Genomic DNA, 16354 nt, shown 5'->3' with positions numbered 1-16354 from the left:
GGTCAGCGCGACGGGGTCGCGCGGCGGGTGAGGGTGACGGGCAGCGAGGTGAAGCCCCAGATGAGGTTGGACTGCATGCGCCGCGGCGCGCCGCGCGGCGCGACCAGGTCCACCCGGGCCAGCAACTCCTCGAAGAAGATGGTCAGTTCGCTGGTGGCGAGCGCGGAGCCGAGGCAGAAGTGCGTACCGGTGGCGAAGGTGAGGTGGCGGTTGGGGGTGCGGGCGATGTCGAAGCGGTCGGGATCGGCGAACACCGCCTCGTCACGGTTGGCCGCGGGCAGCCACACCGCCACCTGGTCGCCGGGCCGGATCCGGTGGCCGCCGAGGTCCACCTCGCGCCGCGCGGTGCGCAGCACATGCAGTGCGGGGCTGGTGAAGCGCAGGATCTCCTGGACGGCGGACGGCAGCAGCTCGGGCTCGGCGCGGAGCCGGGCCCACTGGTCGGGCGCCCGGAGGAATGCCAGCAGCCCGCCGATGGTGGCGTGGCGGGTGGTCTCGTTGCCACCGGAGATGAGCCCGTTGCAGTTGAGCAGGATCTCCTCGTCCGTCAGGGGCGCGCCGTCGACGGTGCCGTGGGCGAGGGCGCTGACGATGTCCTCCTGCGGATCGCGCCGCCGCCGGGCCAGCAGGTTGTCGTAGTAGACGAGGAGTTCCGTGTGCGCCTCGGCGATCCGCTGGGGGTCGGTGCCGGCTGTCTCATCCGCCCCGAAGGCGATCATGGTGAGTTTGAGCATGAAGTCCCAGTCGGCTCGCTCCACGCCGAGCATGTCGGAGATGACCGAGACCGGGAGGCGCGCGGCGACCTGCGCGAAGTCGACGTCGCCCTGGTCGAGCGCGGTCTCGATGACCTCGACCGCGGTCTGCCGGATGGTGTCGGTGAGCCGTCCCACCATCCGCGGGGTGAACGCGGAGTTGATGACGCGGCGGACGCCTCCGTGCCGGGGCGGGTCGGTGACGATGAGCATCTTCCCGGCCGCGGCCTCGTTGGACGCCGGGTCGGCGTCCAGGCGCATACCGCCGGTGGACGAGAAGGTGCCGGCGTCCTTGAGCACCTGGGCCGCCGGATCGTGGCCGAGGACGGACCAGTAGTCGGCGGCGTGGGGCCGCCGGGTGAGGAAGACGGGGTGGGCGGTGCGCAGCCGCCGCCATACCTCCTCGATGCCGTCCTCGGTGTAGCGGCGGGGGTCGGCCAGGTCGGGTGGTGCGGTGCTGAACAGTGGGTCGGTGGTCTGGGACATGGGGTCTGCCGATTCTCGATTCTTGGAAGCCGACTGCCATTTCGCGCGGGCGTGTTCGTACCGTGTGCTCGGCAGCGGCGAACGGATGGACGGGAGAGCTGACATGGCGTCAACACAACGACGGGGGCGGGCCCGCGCGGCATGGGCGGTCGCGGGGTGCGCGGCCACGTTCGCCGCGGCCGCCCTCGCCCGCCGCCGTGAGCGGGGGCCGTTCCCCGGCGAGCGGTTGCTGAAGGGCGCATCCGCCGCGGGTGGTCTGGCGCTGGCGGCGCTCACGGCCGTACCCGCGGCCCGGCACCGGACGCGGGGGGCCGCTCAGCTGGCGGCGCGCGGCGCGGCCGCGGGGCTGGTTCAAGGGGGGAGTCACCTCCTGTTCGACGCGCTGACCGTGGCCCTGCGCCGTACGGCCGGAACGGCGGACCCGGACGCCGCCGAAGTGGTCCCGGGCCGGGTGGCGGCCCGCTGTCTCGCCCTCGGCTCGGCCGCGCTGACGCTCTCGGCCGCCCGGTGGCAGGCGCGGGAGGGAGCACCGGCCTGTCCGCGGTGCGGGCGGCGGGCGCGCACGGCCGCGTCGCGGGCCCCGGCGTGGAGTGGCTACGCGGCGTGCGCGCTGTCCCTGCCGTACCCGGTGGTGAAGCTGGCCTGGGAGTGCGGCAGCGACATCGGTATCACCCGGCCCGAGGTGATCCACGCCGTCCCGGGCGGCTGGCTGCCGGTCGTGCCCGCCCTCGCCGGATCGCTCCTGTCACTGGCGCTGGTCCGGCCGTGGGGCCGGGTGTTCCCGCGCTGGGTCCCGGTGGTCGGGGGTTCGCGGGTGCCACGGCCGCTGGTGCTGGTGCCGAGCTGTTTCGGCCTCGCGGTGCTGGCCGAGGTGGCCCCGGCGGCGCTGGTGGCGGGTGTGCGGTACGTCAACGACCCGGCCACGCCGCCGGTCGAGGAGATCGGGCTGCGCCCGTGGGTTCCGCTCATGTTCTATTCCTCCTGGGTGTTGTGGGGCGTCGCGCTGGCGGGGGCGGCCTGGGAGTACCACCGCACCACCGCGGGCTGCCCGGCCTGTGCGCGGTCGTGAGGTCTCCGGCCCGGCGGGGCAAGGGCCGGGCCGGAGACGCTCGCGCGGCCGTGGGGTGGGTCCCGGAGCGGGACCCACCCCACGGGGTGTCAGGTGAGCAGCACGGACAGCTTCAGCGGGGTGCGGGAGATGGGATTGGGGATGAACGGCACGTCCCCGTCACCGGCCAGCCGCAGCCGCGGGAAGCGCTCCAGCAGCCGCCCGATGGCGATCGCCCCCTCCATCCGGGCGAGCGGGGCGCCCAGACAGTGGTGGATGCCGTAGCCGAACGTCAGGTGGCCGCCGGCATGGCGGGTGACGTCCAGCCGGTCGGGATCCGGGAACTGCCCGGGGTCCCGGTTAGCGGCGCCCAGGGACAGCAGGACCGGCTGGCCCTTGCGGATGGTGACCCCGGCGACGGTGGTCGGGGCGCCGGAGATCCGGACGTTGGTGAGGAACAGCGACGGGTCGAACCGCAGGAACTCCTCGACGGCGCCCGGCATCAGCGACGGATCCCTCTCCACCAGCGCGCGCTGCTCGGGGTTGCGCAGCAGCGCGTGCACTCCGTTGCCGATGAGGCCCACGCTGGTCTCGAACCCGGCGAGCAGCACGATGAACGCGGTCGAGATCAGCTCGATCTCGCTGAGCCTGCCCTCGTCGGTGTCCCGGGCCTGCACCATCTGGCCCAGCAGGTCCTCGGTGGGGTGGGCGCGCCGCTCGGCGATGAGCTCCTTGATGACGTCGATGATCCGGTAGGCGATCTCCTCCCGGCCCTCGTGGGTGTCACCGCCGCTGAAGTCGCGGGCGTTCCGCGACCAGTCGTGGAACACCTGGCGACGGTCCTCGGGGACGCCCAGCAGTTCGCAGATCAGGACCAGCGGCAGCTGCCAGGCGTAACGCTCCATCAGGTCCACCGGGCTGCCGTCCGCGCCCTCCTCGGCCAGGCGGTCCAGCAGCTCGGCGGCGGTCTCTTCGACCCGCGGCCGCATCCGCTCGGTCTGCCGCCCGGTGAACGCGCCGCTGAGCAGCTTGCGCAGCCGTGTGTGCTTGGGCGGGTCGGTCACCACCGGGTGCTCGTTGTAGATCCGCCAGATGCCGCCCTCCTCGTCGGAGACCGGGTCGTCCTCCGGATCCGGCTTCTGCCGCAGCACCGGGTCCAGGTGGGCCAGCCGGATGTCCTCGTAGCGGGTGGGCACCAGCCACCGTGAGCCGTCCGGCAGCTCCGCCCACCAGACGTGCGACTTCTCCCGCAGCCGGGCGAAGAAGCCGTACTGGTCGCGCACCAGCTCCGGGTCCATCAGCTGGAAGACGGGGACGCCGTCGCCGGACGGGCCCGCCGGATCCTGGCGCGCGTCGGTCGCTTGTCGCATCGGGTGTGCTCCTTCGGTGGAGAGGTCCGTCAACGGTCGGACGGGTTCGGGGTGGTGCGCGCGTCGCGCAGGGACCGGGCGAGCACCGGGCCGATCACGGCCCAGGCGGCGGCCTTGGTGATGTCGTTGTGGGCGCAGGCCACGTCGTGCCGGACCACGCGCCCGTCGACGTACGGGTCCCACAACCGCGGTGTGTAGGCCGAGCCCTCCTTGCCGTGCGCGGCGTGGAAGACCAGCACCTCGCCGCGGAAGGTGTCCAGGCGGAAATCCGCGGTGATGCGGGAGATGTTGCTGCCCACCCGCGCCAGGGCTTCGATGTGGCGTTCCTCCAGCCCGGCGATGGCGCTGTCGCCGTCGTCGAGCAGGGCGCGGGCCCGCGCGTGGTCCAGCGGGCCGTCGCCCAGCTCCGCCGGATCGTGGCCGAGGTAGGCCAGCAGTTGCCGCAGAACGTCCTCGGGACGCTCCTCGACCGCCTCCTGGGTGTTGACCACGGGGTAGGCGTCGAGAATGGCCAGCGTCGCGACGTGTTCCCCGGCGGCCTGCAGCCGGGTGGCGATCAGATGTCCCAGGACACCGCCGAGCGACCAGCCCAGCAGATGGTACGGGCCGTGCGGCTGGATGGCCCGGATCTGCTCCAGGTAGTCCTCGGCCATTGCCGCCACCGACTCCGGCAGCGGTTCGTCGCGGGCCAGGCCGCGCGCCTGGAGCGCGTACACCGGGTGCTCGGGGTCGACGTGGCGCAGCAGCCCCGTGTACGTCCAGCTCAGCCCGCCCGCGGGCGGCAGGCAGAACACCGGCTCGGCGTCGCCGGTGCCCCGCAGCGGCAGCACCACGTCCAGCGGGTCACCCTCGTCACCGGCGGTCAGCCGCTCGGCGAGGCCCTCGACGGTGGGGCCGTCGAACAGCGCGGCGATGCTCACCGCGGTGCCGAAGGCCAGGTTCACCCTGCTGACCAGCCCGGCCGCGGTCAGTGAATCGCCGCCGAGGTCGAAGAAGTTGTCCTCGACCCCGATCCGGCGGACCCCCAGCGCCTCGGCGAACAGCCCGCACAGGATCTCCTCCCGCGGTGTCCTCGGTGCGCCGCCGCCGGTGCTGCCCGCGGTGTCCGGCGCGGGCAGGGCCGGCCGGTCCAGCTTGCCGTTCGGGGTGACCGGCAGGGTGTCCAGGGCGACGAACGCCGCGGGCACCATGTAGTCGGGCACCTGGCCCGCGAGGTGTTTGCGCAGCACCATCGGGTCGAGTCGGCCCCCGTCGTGCGGCACCACATACGCCGTGAGGCGGCGTCCGGCCGGGCCGGACTCCCGCAGCACGACGGCGGCCTGCGCCACGTCCGGGTGGCTGAGGAGCACCGACTCGATCTCGCCGGGCTCGATCCGGAAGCCACGTACCTTCAGCTGCTCGTCGGCCCGGCCGACGAAGGTGAGCTGCCCGTCGTGGGTCCAGCGGACCAGGTCGCCGGTGCGGTACATGCGTCCCCCGGGCGTGCCGAACGGGTCGGCGACGAACCGCTCCGCCGTCAGCGCGCTCCGGTTGAGGTAGCCGCGCGCCAGGCCGGGCCCGCTGACGTAGAGCTCACCGGCCACCCCGGGCGGCACCGGCCGCAGCCGCGCGTCCAGCACATAGGCGGAGGTGTTGGCGATGGGCCGGCCGATGGGGACCGCGGCACCCGCGGTGAGCGGTTCGCTCATCGTGGCGCACACGGTCAGCTCGGTCGGCCCGTACGCGTTGACCATGCGCAGCCGCGGCGCCCACTGCTCCACCAGATGGGACGGGCAGGGCTCGCCCGCGACCACCAGGGTGCGCAGTCCGGGCAGCCCGTCGGGCGCCACCGCGGCCAGCGCGGTGGGCGGGACGGTGGCGTGGGTGACGCCGTGCCGGGCGACCACCTCGGCCAGCGCGGGACCCGGTATCAGCTCGGCCGCCGGGGCCAGCACCAAGGTGGCGCCCGCCGTCAGGGCGGTGACGATCTCCGAGACCGCCGCGTCGAAGCTGGGCGAGGCGAACTGCAGCACACCGCTGTCCGACTGGATGGCGAACCGCTCGGTCTGCGCCGCCGCCAGGTTGCCGATGCCCCGGTGGGTGACCACGACGCCCTTGGGCCGCCCGGTCGTGCCCGAGGTGTAGATGACGTACGCGGCCTCGTCGGGTGAGGCGGGCCCGGCCGGGGCCGGGGGCGCGTCGCTGTGGGCCGCCCACGCGGCACGTACCGCGGGGTCGTCCAGGACGAGCGTCGGCCGGTTACCGCCGGCTTCCTCCAGCAGGCGCACCGTGTCCGTGGTCGCGATCATCAGCGCCGGGCGCGCGTCGTCCAGGATGAACGCGCACCGCTCGGCCGGATAGCGCGGGTCGACCGGCAGATACGCCGCGCCCGACCGGGCGACGGCGAGCACGGCCACCGCCGTGTCGGGCGTGCGCTCCAGCACCAGACCGACCAGCGAGCCCTTCCCGGCGCCCCGTTCGGCCAGCAGCCGGGCGAGCTGGTTCGCGCGCCGGTCCAGCTCCGCATAGCTCAGCCGCTCGTCCCCGCAGGTCACGGCGGTGCGCCGCGGGGCGCGCCGGGCCTGCTCGGCGACCAGCTCGGACCAGCGCGGTGACGGGACCGCGCGGGCGGTGTCGTTGAACCGCCGCAGCACCTGGTCGCGCTGACCCGGGCCGAGCAGGTCGATCCCACCGGCCGGCTGGTCCGGGTCGGTGGCCAGCGCCCGCAGCCAGCGCGTCAACTGGTCCACGAGCCCTGCCGCGGTCGGCGCGTCGACCACATCGGGCCGGTGGTCGACGCGCAGCCGCAGCGTTGCCCCGCGCATGGACGCGCACAGGGCCAGCGGATAGTGGGTGGCCTCGCGCGTCTCGTCTCCGCTGACGTCCACCTCGCCCGGCTCGGCGGCCAGGCCCGGCGGCGGGGCTGGGTAGTTCTCGAACACCGTGGCCGAATCGAAGAGTTCGCCCAGGCCCGCCAGCCGCTGCACGTCGGACAGGCGCAGGTACGGATAGGCCATCAGCGCCGACTGCTGCCGCTGGATCCGCTCCAGCAGCGCCGACAGGGGCTCCGACTGGTCCAGGCGGACCCGGACCGGCAGCGTGTTGATGAACAGCCCGACCATCGTCTCGATGCCCGGCACCTCCGGGGGCCGCCCGGAGACGGTGGCGCCGAACACCACGTCGTCCCGGCCGGTGAGCCTGCCCAGCAGGGTGGCCCAGGCGCCCTGCACCACCGTGTTGAGGGTCAGCCCGTGGCGGCGCGCCACCTCGGCCAGCGCCGCGCTCAGCTCCTCGTCCACCTCCACGACCCGGCGCTCCGGCGCGGCCGGTACCTGGGCACCGGTCCGCGGCGCGAGCAGCAGCGGCTCCTGCAGCCCGGCCAGCGCCTCGCGCCAGGCGTCCTCGGCCTCGTCCCGGCCCTGCCGGGCGAGCCAGGTGAGGTACCCGCGGTAGTCGGCCGGGACGGGCAGAGCCCGGTCGTCGCCCGCCGCCCCGTACAGGGCGGCCAGTTCGCCCAGGAGGATCGGCATGGACCAGCCGTCGAGCAGGATGTGGTGGTTGGTGAACAGGAAGCGGTACGCGTTCTCGGCCACCCGGATCAGGGTGAAGCGGATCAGCGGTGGCCGGCCCGGATCGAAGCGGCGCGCACGGTCCTCCGCGACGACGCCCTCCACCTCGCGGTCGAGCTCCTCGCCGCTGAAGGTCCGCAGATCGTGCTCGTACCAGGGCAGCGGCAGGTCGTCGACCACCACCTGCACCGGGCGGTCCAGGTCGTCCTGGCGGAAGGCCACCCGCAGGTTGGGGTGGCGGCGCAGCAGGGTGCGCACCGCCGCCCGCAGCGCGTCCCGGTCCACGTGGCCGTCCAGCGCCCACAGGAACTGGACGGTGTACGGGTCGTGGCCGGTCTCGTCATAGCGGGCGTGGAAGAGCAGCCCCTCCTGCAGCGGGGTGAGCGGCAACACGTCCGCCAGGCCCGGCAGATCGGCCTCGAGCCGCTCGATCTGGCGCTGTGTGAGCTGGACGAGCGGCAGATCGGAGGGGGTGCGCCCGCCGGCGCCCGGCCGGCGCGGCAGGTCGGCCAGCGCCTGGAGCGCCTCGACCCAGCCCGCGCACAGCTCGTGGACCTCCTCGTCGGTGAACAACTCGTCCGGCCAGGTCCACATGCAGCTCAGGGACGGTCCGTCGGCCGTGTCGTCCGCGCGCGCGTTGATCTCCAGGGCATGGCCGAACGGCCGCTGCCCGTCGGTGTCGCCGTCATAGCGGCCGGTCTCGTACACCGGCTCGGCGGCGGTCGGCGGCAGCGGGTCGCCGGGCGTCGCGAACCGGCCGAAGTAGTTGAACGCGACCTGCGGTTCGGCGCCGCCCGCGAGGCGGGCGGCGGACTCCGGGTCGAGGTAGCGCAGCAGCCCGTAGCCGATCCCGTGGTCGGGGATCCGGCGCAGCTGCTCCTTCACCGCCTTCGCGGCCCGTTCGGCGGCCGGACCACCCACCCGCTCGGGACCGAGACCCGACAGGTCGATCCGCACCGGGTACATCGCGGTGAACCAGCCGACGGTCCGCGTGAGGTCGACACCGTCCACGATGTCGTGCCTGCCGTGGCTCTCCACCGCCACCAGGACGTCGTCGCGGGCGTCGCCGCGGCGCGCGGCGCGCCACCGGGTCAGAGCCAGCGACAGCGCGGTGAGCAGGATGTCGTCCACCCCGCCGTGGATGGCGCGCGGTGCGTCCGTCAGCAACGTGGTGCTCAGCTCCACGGGCAGCCGGACGTGGGTGAACCGGGTCGAGGCGACGGTATCGCGGGCCGGGTCGAGCGGGCGGCGGCCCAGCGGCGGCTCCGGAGCGCCCACCACCGCCTCCCAGAACCCGGTTTCGGCACGGCGCCCGGCCGCCAGCCGGTGCAGCCGGGTGGCCCAGCCGCGCAGCGAGGTGCCGACCGGCTGGAGGGCGATCTCCCGGCCCCGCGCGGCCGCCTCGTACGCCTCGACCAGGTCGGGCACCAACACCCGCCAGGACACTCCGTCCACGGCCAGATGGTGCACCAGGAGCAGCAGGTGCCCACCGTGTTCCGGGCCCGCGTCGAACCACACGGCCCGCATCATCACGCCGTCGTCCGGGGCCAGCCGGGCCGCCGCCGCCTCGCGATGTTCGGTGACCGCGGCGTCGAGCGCCGCCTCGTCCAGTCCCGCCACGTCCACGCGGCGCAGCAGCTCTTCCGCACGGACGGCCGGGACCGGCGGGATCTCCAGGCGCCACCGCTCCTCGTTCCGCCGCAGCCGCATGCGCAGCGCGGCATGGTGGTCAAGCAGCGCCCGCAGGGCCCGCAGCAGCGGCTCCGCGGTGGCGCCCGCGGGCAGGGGGACGATCCGCGACTGGTGGAAGCCCTCGATGGGGCCGCCCCGCTCACGCAGCCAGTGCACGATGGGCAGCAGCGGCACCTCGCCGGTGTCCGGCTCGTCGGCCCCCTCCGGCGCGGCGTCGTCCGCGAGGCGGACCACGGCGGCCAGTTCCGAGACGGTCGGGTGCTGGAACACATCGCGCGTGCTGATCAGCAGCCCGGCCCGCCGGGCGCGGCTGACCAGCTGGATCGACATGATGCTGTCTCCGCCCAGGTCGAAGAAGCTGTCGTCGACGCCGACCGTGGGCAGGGCCAGAACCTCGGCCATCACCGCGCACAGCCGCGCCTCCCGCTCGGTGCGCGGCGCCCTCGAGGTGGCCGCTCCGGAGAAGTCGGGCTTGGGCAGGGCGCGCCGGTCGAGCTTGCCGTTGACGGTCGTCGGCAGCTCGTCGAGCGGGACGAACGCGGCGGGCACCATGTAGGCGGGCAGCCGCTGCTCGGCGTGGGCGCGCAGGTCGGCCACGAGGGTGCCCAGCCTGCGTGAGCCGAGGGGGTTGTTGACGTGTGCGCCGGGCTCCAGACGGGTGGCGGGCAGGTACACATCGGTCAGGGCGGACCCCTCGGCGCCGAAGACGGCGTCGAGCCGGCCCGGGGCGCCGGAGGCGTAGGTGACCTGGACCGGCAGCCCGAGGCGGTCGGCCAGGGCATGAAGTGCTTCCGGATCGATCCCCGGCTCGTCGGGATGGCTGAGGGCCTCCAGGGCTTCGGCGGCCTGGCGTCCCTCGGTGAGGGCGTGCAGGGCTGCCTGCTCCCCGGCCAGCCGGGCGTCGGGGATGCCGGTGACCCGGACCGGCTCGCCGCCGTGCTCGGCCAGATGGTGTTCGAGGCCGGCCAGGCCGGTGAGGTCCACGCCGTGGCGCAGCCGGTTGATGTCGCCGAGGCCGTGTACGTCCACCGGACCGGTACGCAGCACCACATCGAAGCGGTGGCGGGTCAGCTCGTTGTCACCGTGACCGCGCTTGACCCGTACGTCCACGGCCGTGTACGCGGGAATGTCGCGGGCGACGGCGGCGAAGTACTCGGGATCGACCAGGAGTTCCTTCTCCATCATGATCGCCTGCTCGACCGCCCGGGACACCGCGGCCTGGTCCTGGTGCTCCGAGTGCTGCCGCAGCCGGATCGCGGTCTGGAAGGCACGCTGGGTACGCAGGTTGCGCTGGTCCCCGAGGAAGACCGCCCCGCCGGGCACGACGAGGCCGGACAACGACTCCAACAGGTCTGTCAGATACGCCGCATTGGGGAAGTACTGGGCGACGGAGTTGATGACCACGGTGTCGAAGAAGCCCGTGGGCAGCCCGTCCAGCTCATGCGCGGCACGCAGCTTCAGCTCGATGCGCCCGGCGAGTTCCGGCCGGGCCGCCACCTGCTCGCGCAGCACGGCGATCGCCTCGGCCGAGAAGTCCAGGCCCCAGTACGCCTCGCAGTCACCGGCGAGCTTGGCCAGCAGCAGACCGCTGCCGACGCCGATCTCCAGCACCCGGCGCGGCCGCAGGGCCCGGATCCGCTCCACGGTGGCGTCCCGCCACTCCCGCATCTCCTCGATCGGGATGTCCTCACCGGTGTAGCTGCTCGCCCAGCCGCTGAAGTCCTCACCGAACTCCTCCGGCCGCTCCACGCCGTACATCTGCGCGTACAGCTGCTGCCACTGGTCGATCTGCTCCTCGGCTGAGCCGTTCTTCGCCTGTGCGTCGTCCGCGCCCGGCACCACGTACGCCACCAGCTGGTGGTCGCCGGGGCGGTCCTCGCGCACCACGACGGCCGCCTGGGCGACGTCCGGGTGGCCGGCGAGAGCGGCTTCGATCTCGCCCGGCTCGATCCGGAAGCCGCGGATCTTGACCTGGTCGTCGGCGCGGCTGAGGAACTCCACCGCGCCCTCGGCGTTCCACCGCACCAGGTCGCCCGTCCGGTACATCCGGCCGCCCGCCGGGCCGTACGGATCGGCCACGAACCGCTCGGCCGTCAGCTCCGGCCGTCCCAGATAGCCGCGTGCCAGTCCGGCGCCCGCGATGTAGAGCTCCCCCGGCACACCTGGCGGGACCGGGCACAGCCCGTCGTCCAGAACGTGGACGCGCATGTTGTCCAGCGGCCGCCCGATGGGGATCTGGGCGGGGACGCGGTCGGGGTCCGGCACCCGGAAGCGCGTGGCGAAGGTGGTGGTCTCGGTCGGGCCGTAGCCGTCCACGACCACGGTCCCCGGGCAGGCCGTCATGACCCGCCGCACCGCCTCCGCGGGCACCACGTCGCCGCCGGTCCACACCTCGGCCACGCCCGCGAAGCACGACGGGGCCTCCTCCGCGGTGAGCCGGAACAGCCCGGCGGTCATCCACAGCCCGGTGACCGAGTGTTCGGCGACGACCCGCTCCAGCGTCGGAAGGTCCAGGTCGCCCGGCGGGGCCAGCACCACCCGGCCGCCGTTCAGCAGCGGCACCCACAGCTCGTACGTGGCGGCGTCGAACGCCTGCGGCGAGTGCAGCAGCACCCGGTGGTGCGCGCCCGAGGCGAACGCCCGGTCCGCCGCGAGCGCCGTGACGTCGGCATGTGTGACCGCCACGCCCTTCGGCACCCCGGTCGAACCGGAGGTGTACATCACGTAGACCAGTTGCTCGGGGTGCACGGCCGCCGGGAGTGGCGCGTCCGGCCCGTCGGTCCCAGCCGGGGCGTCCACCACGAGGACGGTGGCGCCGTGCGCGCACTCCAGCGCGGGCGAGGCCAGGTCGGTGAGCAGCACCGAGACCTGACTGTCCGCCATGATGTGGCCGCGCCGGGAGGCCGGGTAGCGCGGATCGATCGGCACATACGCGGCACCGGCCTTGAGCACCGCGAGGATCGACACCACGAGGCCGGGCGAGCGCTCCTGGAACAGGGCGACCCGGCCCTCGGGGGCGACCCCGAGTGCGACCAGGCGCCGCGCGAGCCGGTCGGACGCCTCGTCCAGCTCCCGGTAGGTCAGCCGCCGCTCGCCCGCGGCGACGGCCACCGCGTCCGGCGTGCGCGCCACCTGGGCGGCGAACCGCTCGGTCACGCTGTCCGGCGCGGCGTTCGTGGCGGTGTCGTTCCACCGCCGCAGCACGGTCTCCCGCTCCTCCTCACCCAGCAGGTCGACGGAGGAGACCGGACGCTCGGGATCCGCGGTCACGGCGGTCAGCAGCCGCTCGAGACGCGCCAGCAGCCCGGCGACCGTACCGGCGTCGAACAGGTCGGTGCTGTACTCGACGAACCCGGCCATGCCCTCCGGCGAGCCGTCGTCGTCGAACTGCTCGGCGAAGCTGAAGAACAGGTCGAAGCGGGAGACGCCGGTGAAGCCGTCCGCGGCGGTGACGGTGAGTCCGGGCAGCTCCAGGTCCGCGGCCGCCGTGGCGTTCTGCAGGGCCAGCATCACCTGGAACAGCGGCTGGTGTGCCGCGGAGCGGTCCGGCCGCAACACCTCCACCAGGTGGTCGAACGGCACGTCCTGGTGGGCGTACGCGGCCAGCGCCGTCTCCCGGGCGCGGCCGACCAGGTCGGCGAACGAGGGGTTGCCGCTGATGTCGTTGCGCAGCACCAGGGTGTTGACGAAGAAGCCGACCAGCTTGTCCAGCGCCTCGTCGGTGCGGCCCGCGATGGGGCTGCCCAGCGGGATGTCCGTACCCGCGCCGAGCTTGCCCAGCAGCGCCGCCACCGCGGCCTGCATCACCATGAACGTGCTCGCGCCCTGCTGCCGTGCCAGCGCCCGGATCGCGGTGTGCAGCCGCCCCGGCAGCCGGATGTCCAGCCGTCCGCCCTCGAAGCTGGCCACCGCCCGGCGCGGCCGGTCGGTGGGCAGGTTCAGCTGGTCGGGCAGGTCAGCCAGGGCCCGCTCCCAGTGGCGGACCTGCGCCGCGAACAGGCTGTCCGGATCGGACTCCTCGCCCAGCAGCTCCCGCTGCCACAGCGCGTAGTCCGCGTAACTCACCGGCAGCGGCTCCCAGTCGGGCGCCCGCCCGGTGCAGCGGGCCGCGTACGCCCGCGCCACGTCCCCGGCCAGCGGGCCGATCGACCAGCCGTCGCCCGCGATGTGGTGGACGACCAGGACGAAGACGTGCTCGGTGGGCGACAGGGAGAGCAGGGTCGCCGCCACCGGCAGGTCGGCGGTGAGGTCGAACCGGACCCGGACCGCCTCGGCCGTCGCGGCCTCCGCCTCGGAGGGGGTCACCTGGCGCGAGGCGATCTCCACCCGGGCGTCGGCGCCGGTCAGGATCTGCTGACTGGGCACGCCGTCGACCTCGGGGAAGAAGGTGCGCAGGCTTTCGTGCCGGTCGAGGACGTCGTCCAGCGCGGTCCGCAGCGCGTCCCGGTCCAGGTCGCCGGAGAGCCGCACCACGAACGGCATGTTGTACGTCGGGCTCGGTCCCTCCAGACGGTGCAGCAGCCACATCCGGCGCTGGGCGAACGACAGCGGCAGCACCTCCGGGCGGGGCTGCGGGCGCAGCGCGGGGCGGGCCCGGTCGGCACCGTCGAGCCGGCCGACCAGCCCGGCCGCGGTGGGGTGCTCGAACAGGGCGCGGATCGGCAGTTCGACGCCGAAGACCGTGCGCACCCGGCTCATCAGCCGCGTCGCCAGCAGCGAATGGCCACCGGACTCGAAGAAGCTGTCATGGACCGGGAAGGCGTCCATACCGAGAATCTGGGCGAAGAGTCCGCACATGATCTCCTCGCGCGGGGAGCGCGGGGCGCCGCCCTGGGCGCTCTGGGCCGTGGCCGCCGGTTCCGGCAGGGCACGCCGGTCGAGCTTGCCGTTGGGCGTCATGGGCAGCGCGTCGAGCGCGACGAGCGCCGACGGGACCATGTACTCGGGCAAGGACGCCGCGAGATGCGCGCGCAGCTCCGCGGCGTCGGCCGCCCGGCCGGGCGCCGGTACGACGTATCCGACGAGCCGCTGGTCGCCCGGTCTGTCCTCGCGCAGCAGCACCGCCGCCTGGGCGACATCCCGATGGCGGGTCAGCGCCGCTTCGATCTCCCCGGGTTCGATGCGGAACCCGCGCAGCTTCACCTGGTGGTCGACCCGGCCCAGGTACTCGAGACACCCGTCGGAGCCCCACCGGGCGAGGTCCCCGGTGCGGTACATCCGGGTGCCCGCAGGGCCGTACGGGTCGGCCACGAAGCGTTCGGCCGACAGGCCGGGCCGCCCCAGATAGCCGTGTGCCAGACCCGAGCCGCCGATGTACAGCTCGCCCGCGACCCCGGCCGGGACCGGCCGCAGCCGCCCGTCCAGGACGTGGACGGTGGTGTTGGCGATCGGGGCGCCGATGGCCGGGGTGCCCGGCCGGGCACCGAGCGCCGCGGTCGTGGACCAGATGGTGGTCTCCGTCGGCCCGTACAGGTTGGTCAGCTCCGCGCCGGCCCCGGTGATCCGGTCCGCCAGTTCGCGCGGCAGCGCCTCACCGCCGGCCAGGGCGCGCAGGCCCCGCGGCGCGTTGGGGTCATGGGCGACCAGCGCCTGCCACAGGGACGGCGTGCCCTGCAGTACGGTCGCGCCCGCCTCGTCGGCCAGCCTCAGCAGCGCCGCCGGGTCGCGCACCGTGTCGCGGTCGGCGATGACCACCGCGGCTCCGCTCACCAGCGGGAGGTACAGCTCCAGCGCGGCGATGTCGAACGCCACCGTGGTGACGGCCAGCAGCCGGTCGGCGGCCTCCAGCGGGAACCGCTCGGCCATGTCGGCGAGGAAGTTGGCCAGCGCGCGCCGCGGCACCACGACGCCCTTGGGCCGTCCGGTCGAACCCGAGGTGTGGATGACGTACGCGGGGTGTTCCGGATGCACCGGCGCGGCCCGCTCGTCGTCGGTCCACGGCCGCCCCGGCGAATCCGGGGTGCGGTGCGGCTCGGCGTCGTCCAGCAGCTCCAGGTCCGCTCCCTCGGGCAGGGCCGCGGCGGTGGCGCGGGTGGCGAGGGCGAGCAGCGGACGCGCGTCGGCGAGGGTGGCGGCCAGCCGCTCCGCGGGGTGTGCGGGGTCCAGCGGCAGATACCCCGCGCCCGAGCGCAGTACCGCCAGCAGCGCCACCAGCAGGCCGGTGCCGCGCGGCAGGGCCACTGCGATCAGGCGGCCGGGCGCCGCGCCGCGGCCGACCAGGCGCCGGGCCAGCCGGGTCACGGCGGCGTCCAGTTCGCCGTACGTCAGCGACCCGTCGGGGCCGCGCACCGCGAGGGCGCCGGGGGTGGCCGCGGCGCGGCGGGCGAGCAGCGCGTCGACGCCGTCGGCGGGGACCGTGCGCCGCGGCCCGGTGCCCGCCGTACGCAGCGCCGACCGCTCTTCGGGGTCGAGCAGCTCCAGCTCCCCGACCGCCTCGTCGGGCGCGGCGGTGGCCGCGGACAGCAGCCGCACCAGACGGGCCGCAAGACCGGCCACCCGCTCGCCCTCGAAGAGGTCTACGGCGTAGCCCACCGTGCCGGTGATACCGGCCGGTGTGCCGTCCGCGGCGTGGTGCTCCGTGAAGGTGAGGGACAGGTCGAACTTCTCCGTCTCCAGCGTGAAGCCCTCCGGCTCGACCGTCAGCCCCGGCAGGCCCAGGCTCCAGTCGGCCCGCGCGGCGTTCTGCAGGTTGAGCGCCACCTGGAACAGCGGGTGGCGGGCCATCGAACGGCCCGGGTTGACCGCCTCCACCAGGCGCTCGAACGGAAGGTCCTGGTGGGCGTAGGCGGCCAGGTCGGTCGCGCGCACCCGGTCCAGCAGCTCGGCGAAGGTCGGCTCTCCGGAGGTGTCGGTGCGCAGCACCAGGGTGTTGACGAAGAATCCGACCAGGTCCTCGAGGGCCTCGTCGGTGCGCCCGGCGATCAGGCTGCCGATCGGGATGTCCGTGCCGCAGCCCAGGCGCGAGAGCAGGGCCGCCAGGCCCGCCTGCAGAACCATGTAGACGCTCGCCTGGCGGGACCGGGCCAGCTCGCCGATCCGCTGGTGCAGTGCGGCGGGGATCTCCACCGGGACGTTGGCGCCCCGGTAGCTCGCCACGGCCGGGCGGGGGCGGTCGGTGGGCAGGGACAGCTCGTCGGGCAGCCCGGCCAGCGTCTCCTCCCAGTAGCGCAGCTGCCGGGCGATGGGGCTGTCCGGCTCGGCCTCGTCGCCGAGCACCGCGCGCTGCCACAGCGCGTAGTCGGCGTACTGCACGGGCAGCGGCTGCCAGCCGGGCTGGTGGCCGGTGGCCCGCGCCCGGTAGGCGGTCGCCAGGTCGGCCATGAGCGGGGCGAGCGACCAGCCGTCGGCGGCGATGTGGTGCATGGTCAGGGTGAGCACATGGGTCTCCGCGGCCGGCGCGAACACCCGGGCCCGGAGCGGGGGCTCGGTGGTCAGGTCGAAGCCGCGGCGCATCTCGGC

At 74.3% G+C, this 16354-nt stretch carries 4 protein-coding genes (1 of these 4 cut by a window edge); 1 reads left to right on the top strand and 3 read right to left on the bottom strand.

All coding sequences use genetic code 11. The features are described 5' to 3' along the window. Positions 1–2 precede the first annotated feature (2 nt). A complete protein-coding gene (locus J2Z30_RS34655; RefSeq protein ID WP_044568445.1) occupies positions 3–1238 on the bottom strand; it encodes a cytochrome P450 in 1236 nt (411 codons plus the stop codon). 103 nt (positions 1239–1341) lie between these two features. Between J2Z30_RS34655 and J2Z30_RS34650 the strand changes: the two genes are divergently transcribed. Continuing rightward, positions 1342–2307: a hypothetical protein gene (locus tag J2Z30_RS34650; RefSeq protein ID WP_052701240.1), complete on the top strand. Its 966-nt coding sequence runs from the start codon at positions 1342–1344 to the stop codon at positions 2305–2307. A gap of 89 nt (positions 2308–2396) precedes the next feature. On the opposite strand, the gene J2Z30_RS34645 is transcribed toward J2Z30_RS34650, so the two are convergent. Both J2Z30_RS34645 and J2Z30_RS34640 read right to left on the bottom strand, forming a co-directional pair. Further along, positions 2397–3656 (bottom strand): cytochrome P450 family protein, encoded by a 1260-nt coding sequence (locus J2Z30_RS34645; protein ID WP_052701241.1) that lies wholly within the window; start codon positions 3654–3656, stop codon positions 2397–2399. A gap of 29 nt (positions 3657–3685) precedes the next feature. Next, on the bottom strand, positions 3686–16354 hold the 3' portion of the coding sequence (locus tag J2Z30_RS34640) for a non-ribosomal peptide synthase/polyketide synthase (protein ID WP_052701242.1). Its footprint extends 9717 nt past the window's final position; 12669 of the gene's 22386 nt are visible here — the last part of the coding sequence; its start codon lies beyond the right edge, outside the window — the gene reads right to left on this strand; it ends in the stop codon at positions 3686–3688.

This window comes from Streptomyces iranensis, assembly GCF_017874715.1.
Lineage (GTDB): Bacteria > Actinomycetota > Actinomycetes > Streptomycetales > Streptomycetaceae > Streptomyces > Streptomyces iranensis.
This window is presented reverse-complemented; position numbering and strand designations above follow the sequence as displayed.

Coding starts and splice junctions, on each gene's coding strand:
- J2Z30_RS34650 (WP_052701240.1), top strand. CDS start 1,342: ATGGCGTCAACACAACGACGGGGGCGGGCCCGCGCGGCATGGGCGGTC.
- J2Z30_RS34655 (WP_044568445.1), bottom strand. CDS start 1,238: ATGTCCCAGACCACCGACCCACTGTTCAGCACCGCACCACCCGACCTG.
- J2Z30_RS34645 (WP_052701241.1), bottom strand. CDS start 3,656: ATGCGACAAGCGACCGACGCGCGCCAGGATCCGGCGGGCCCGTCCGGC.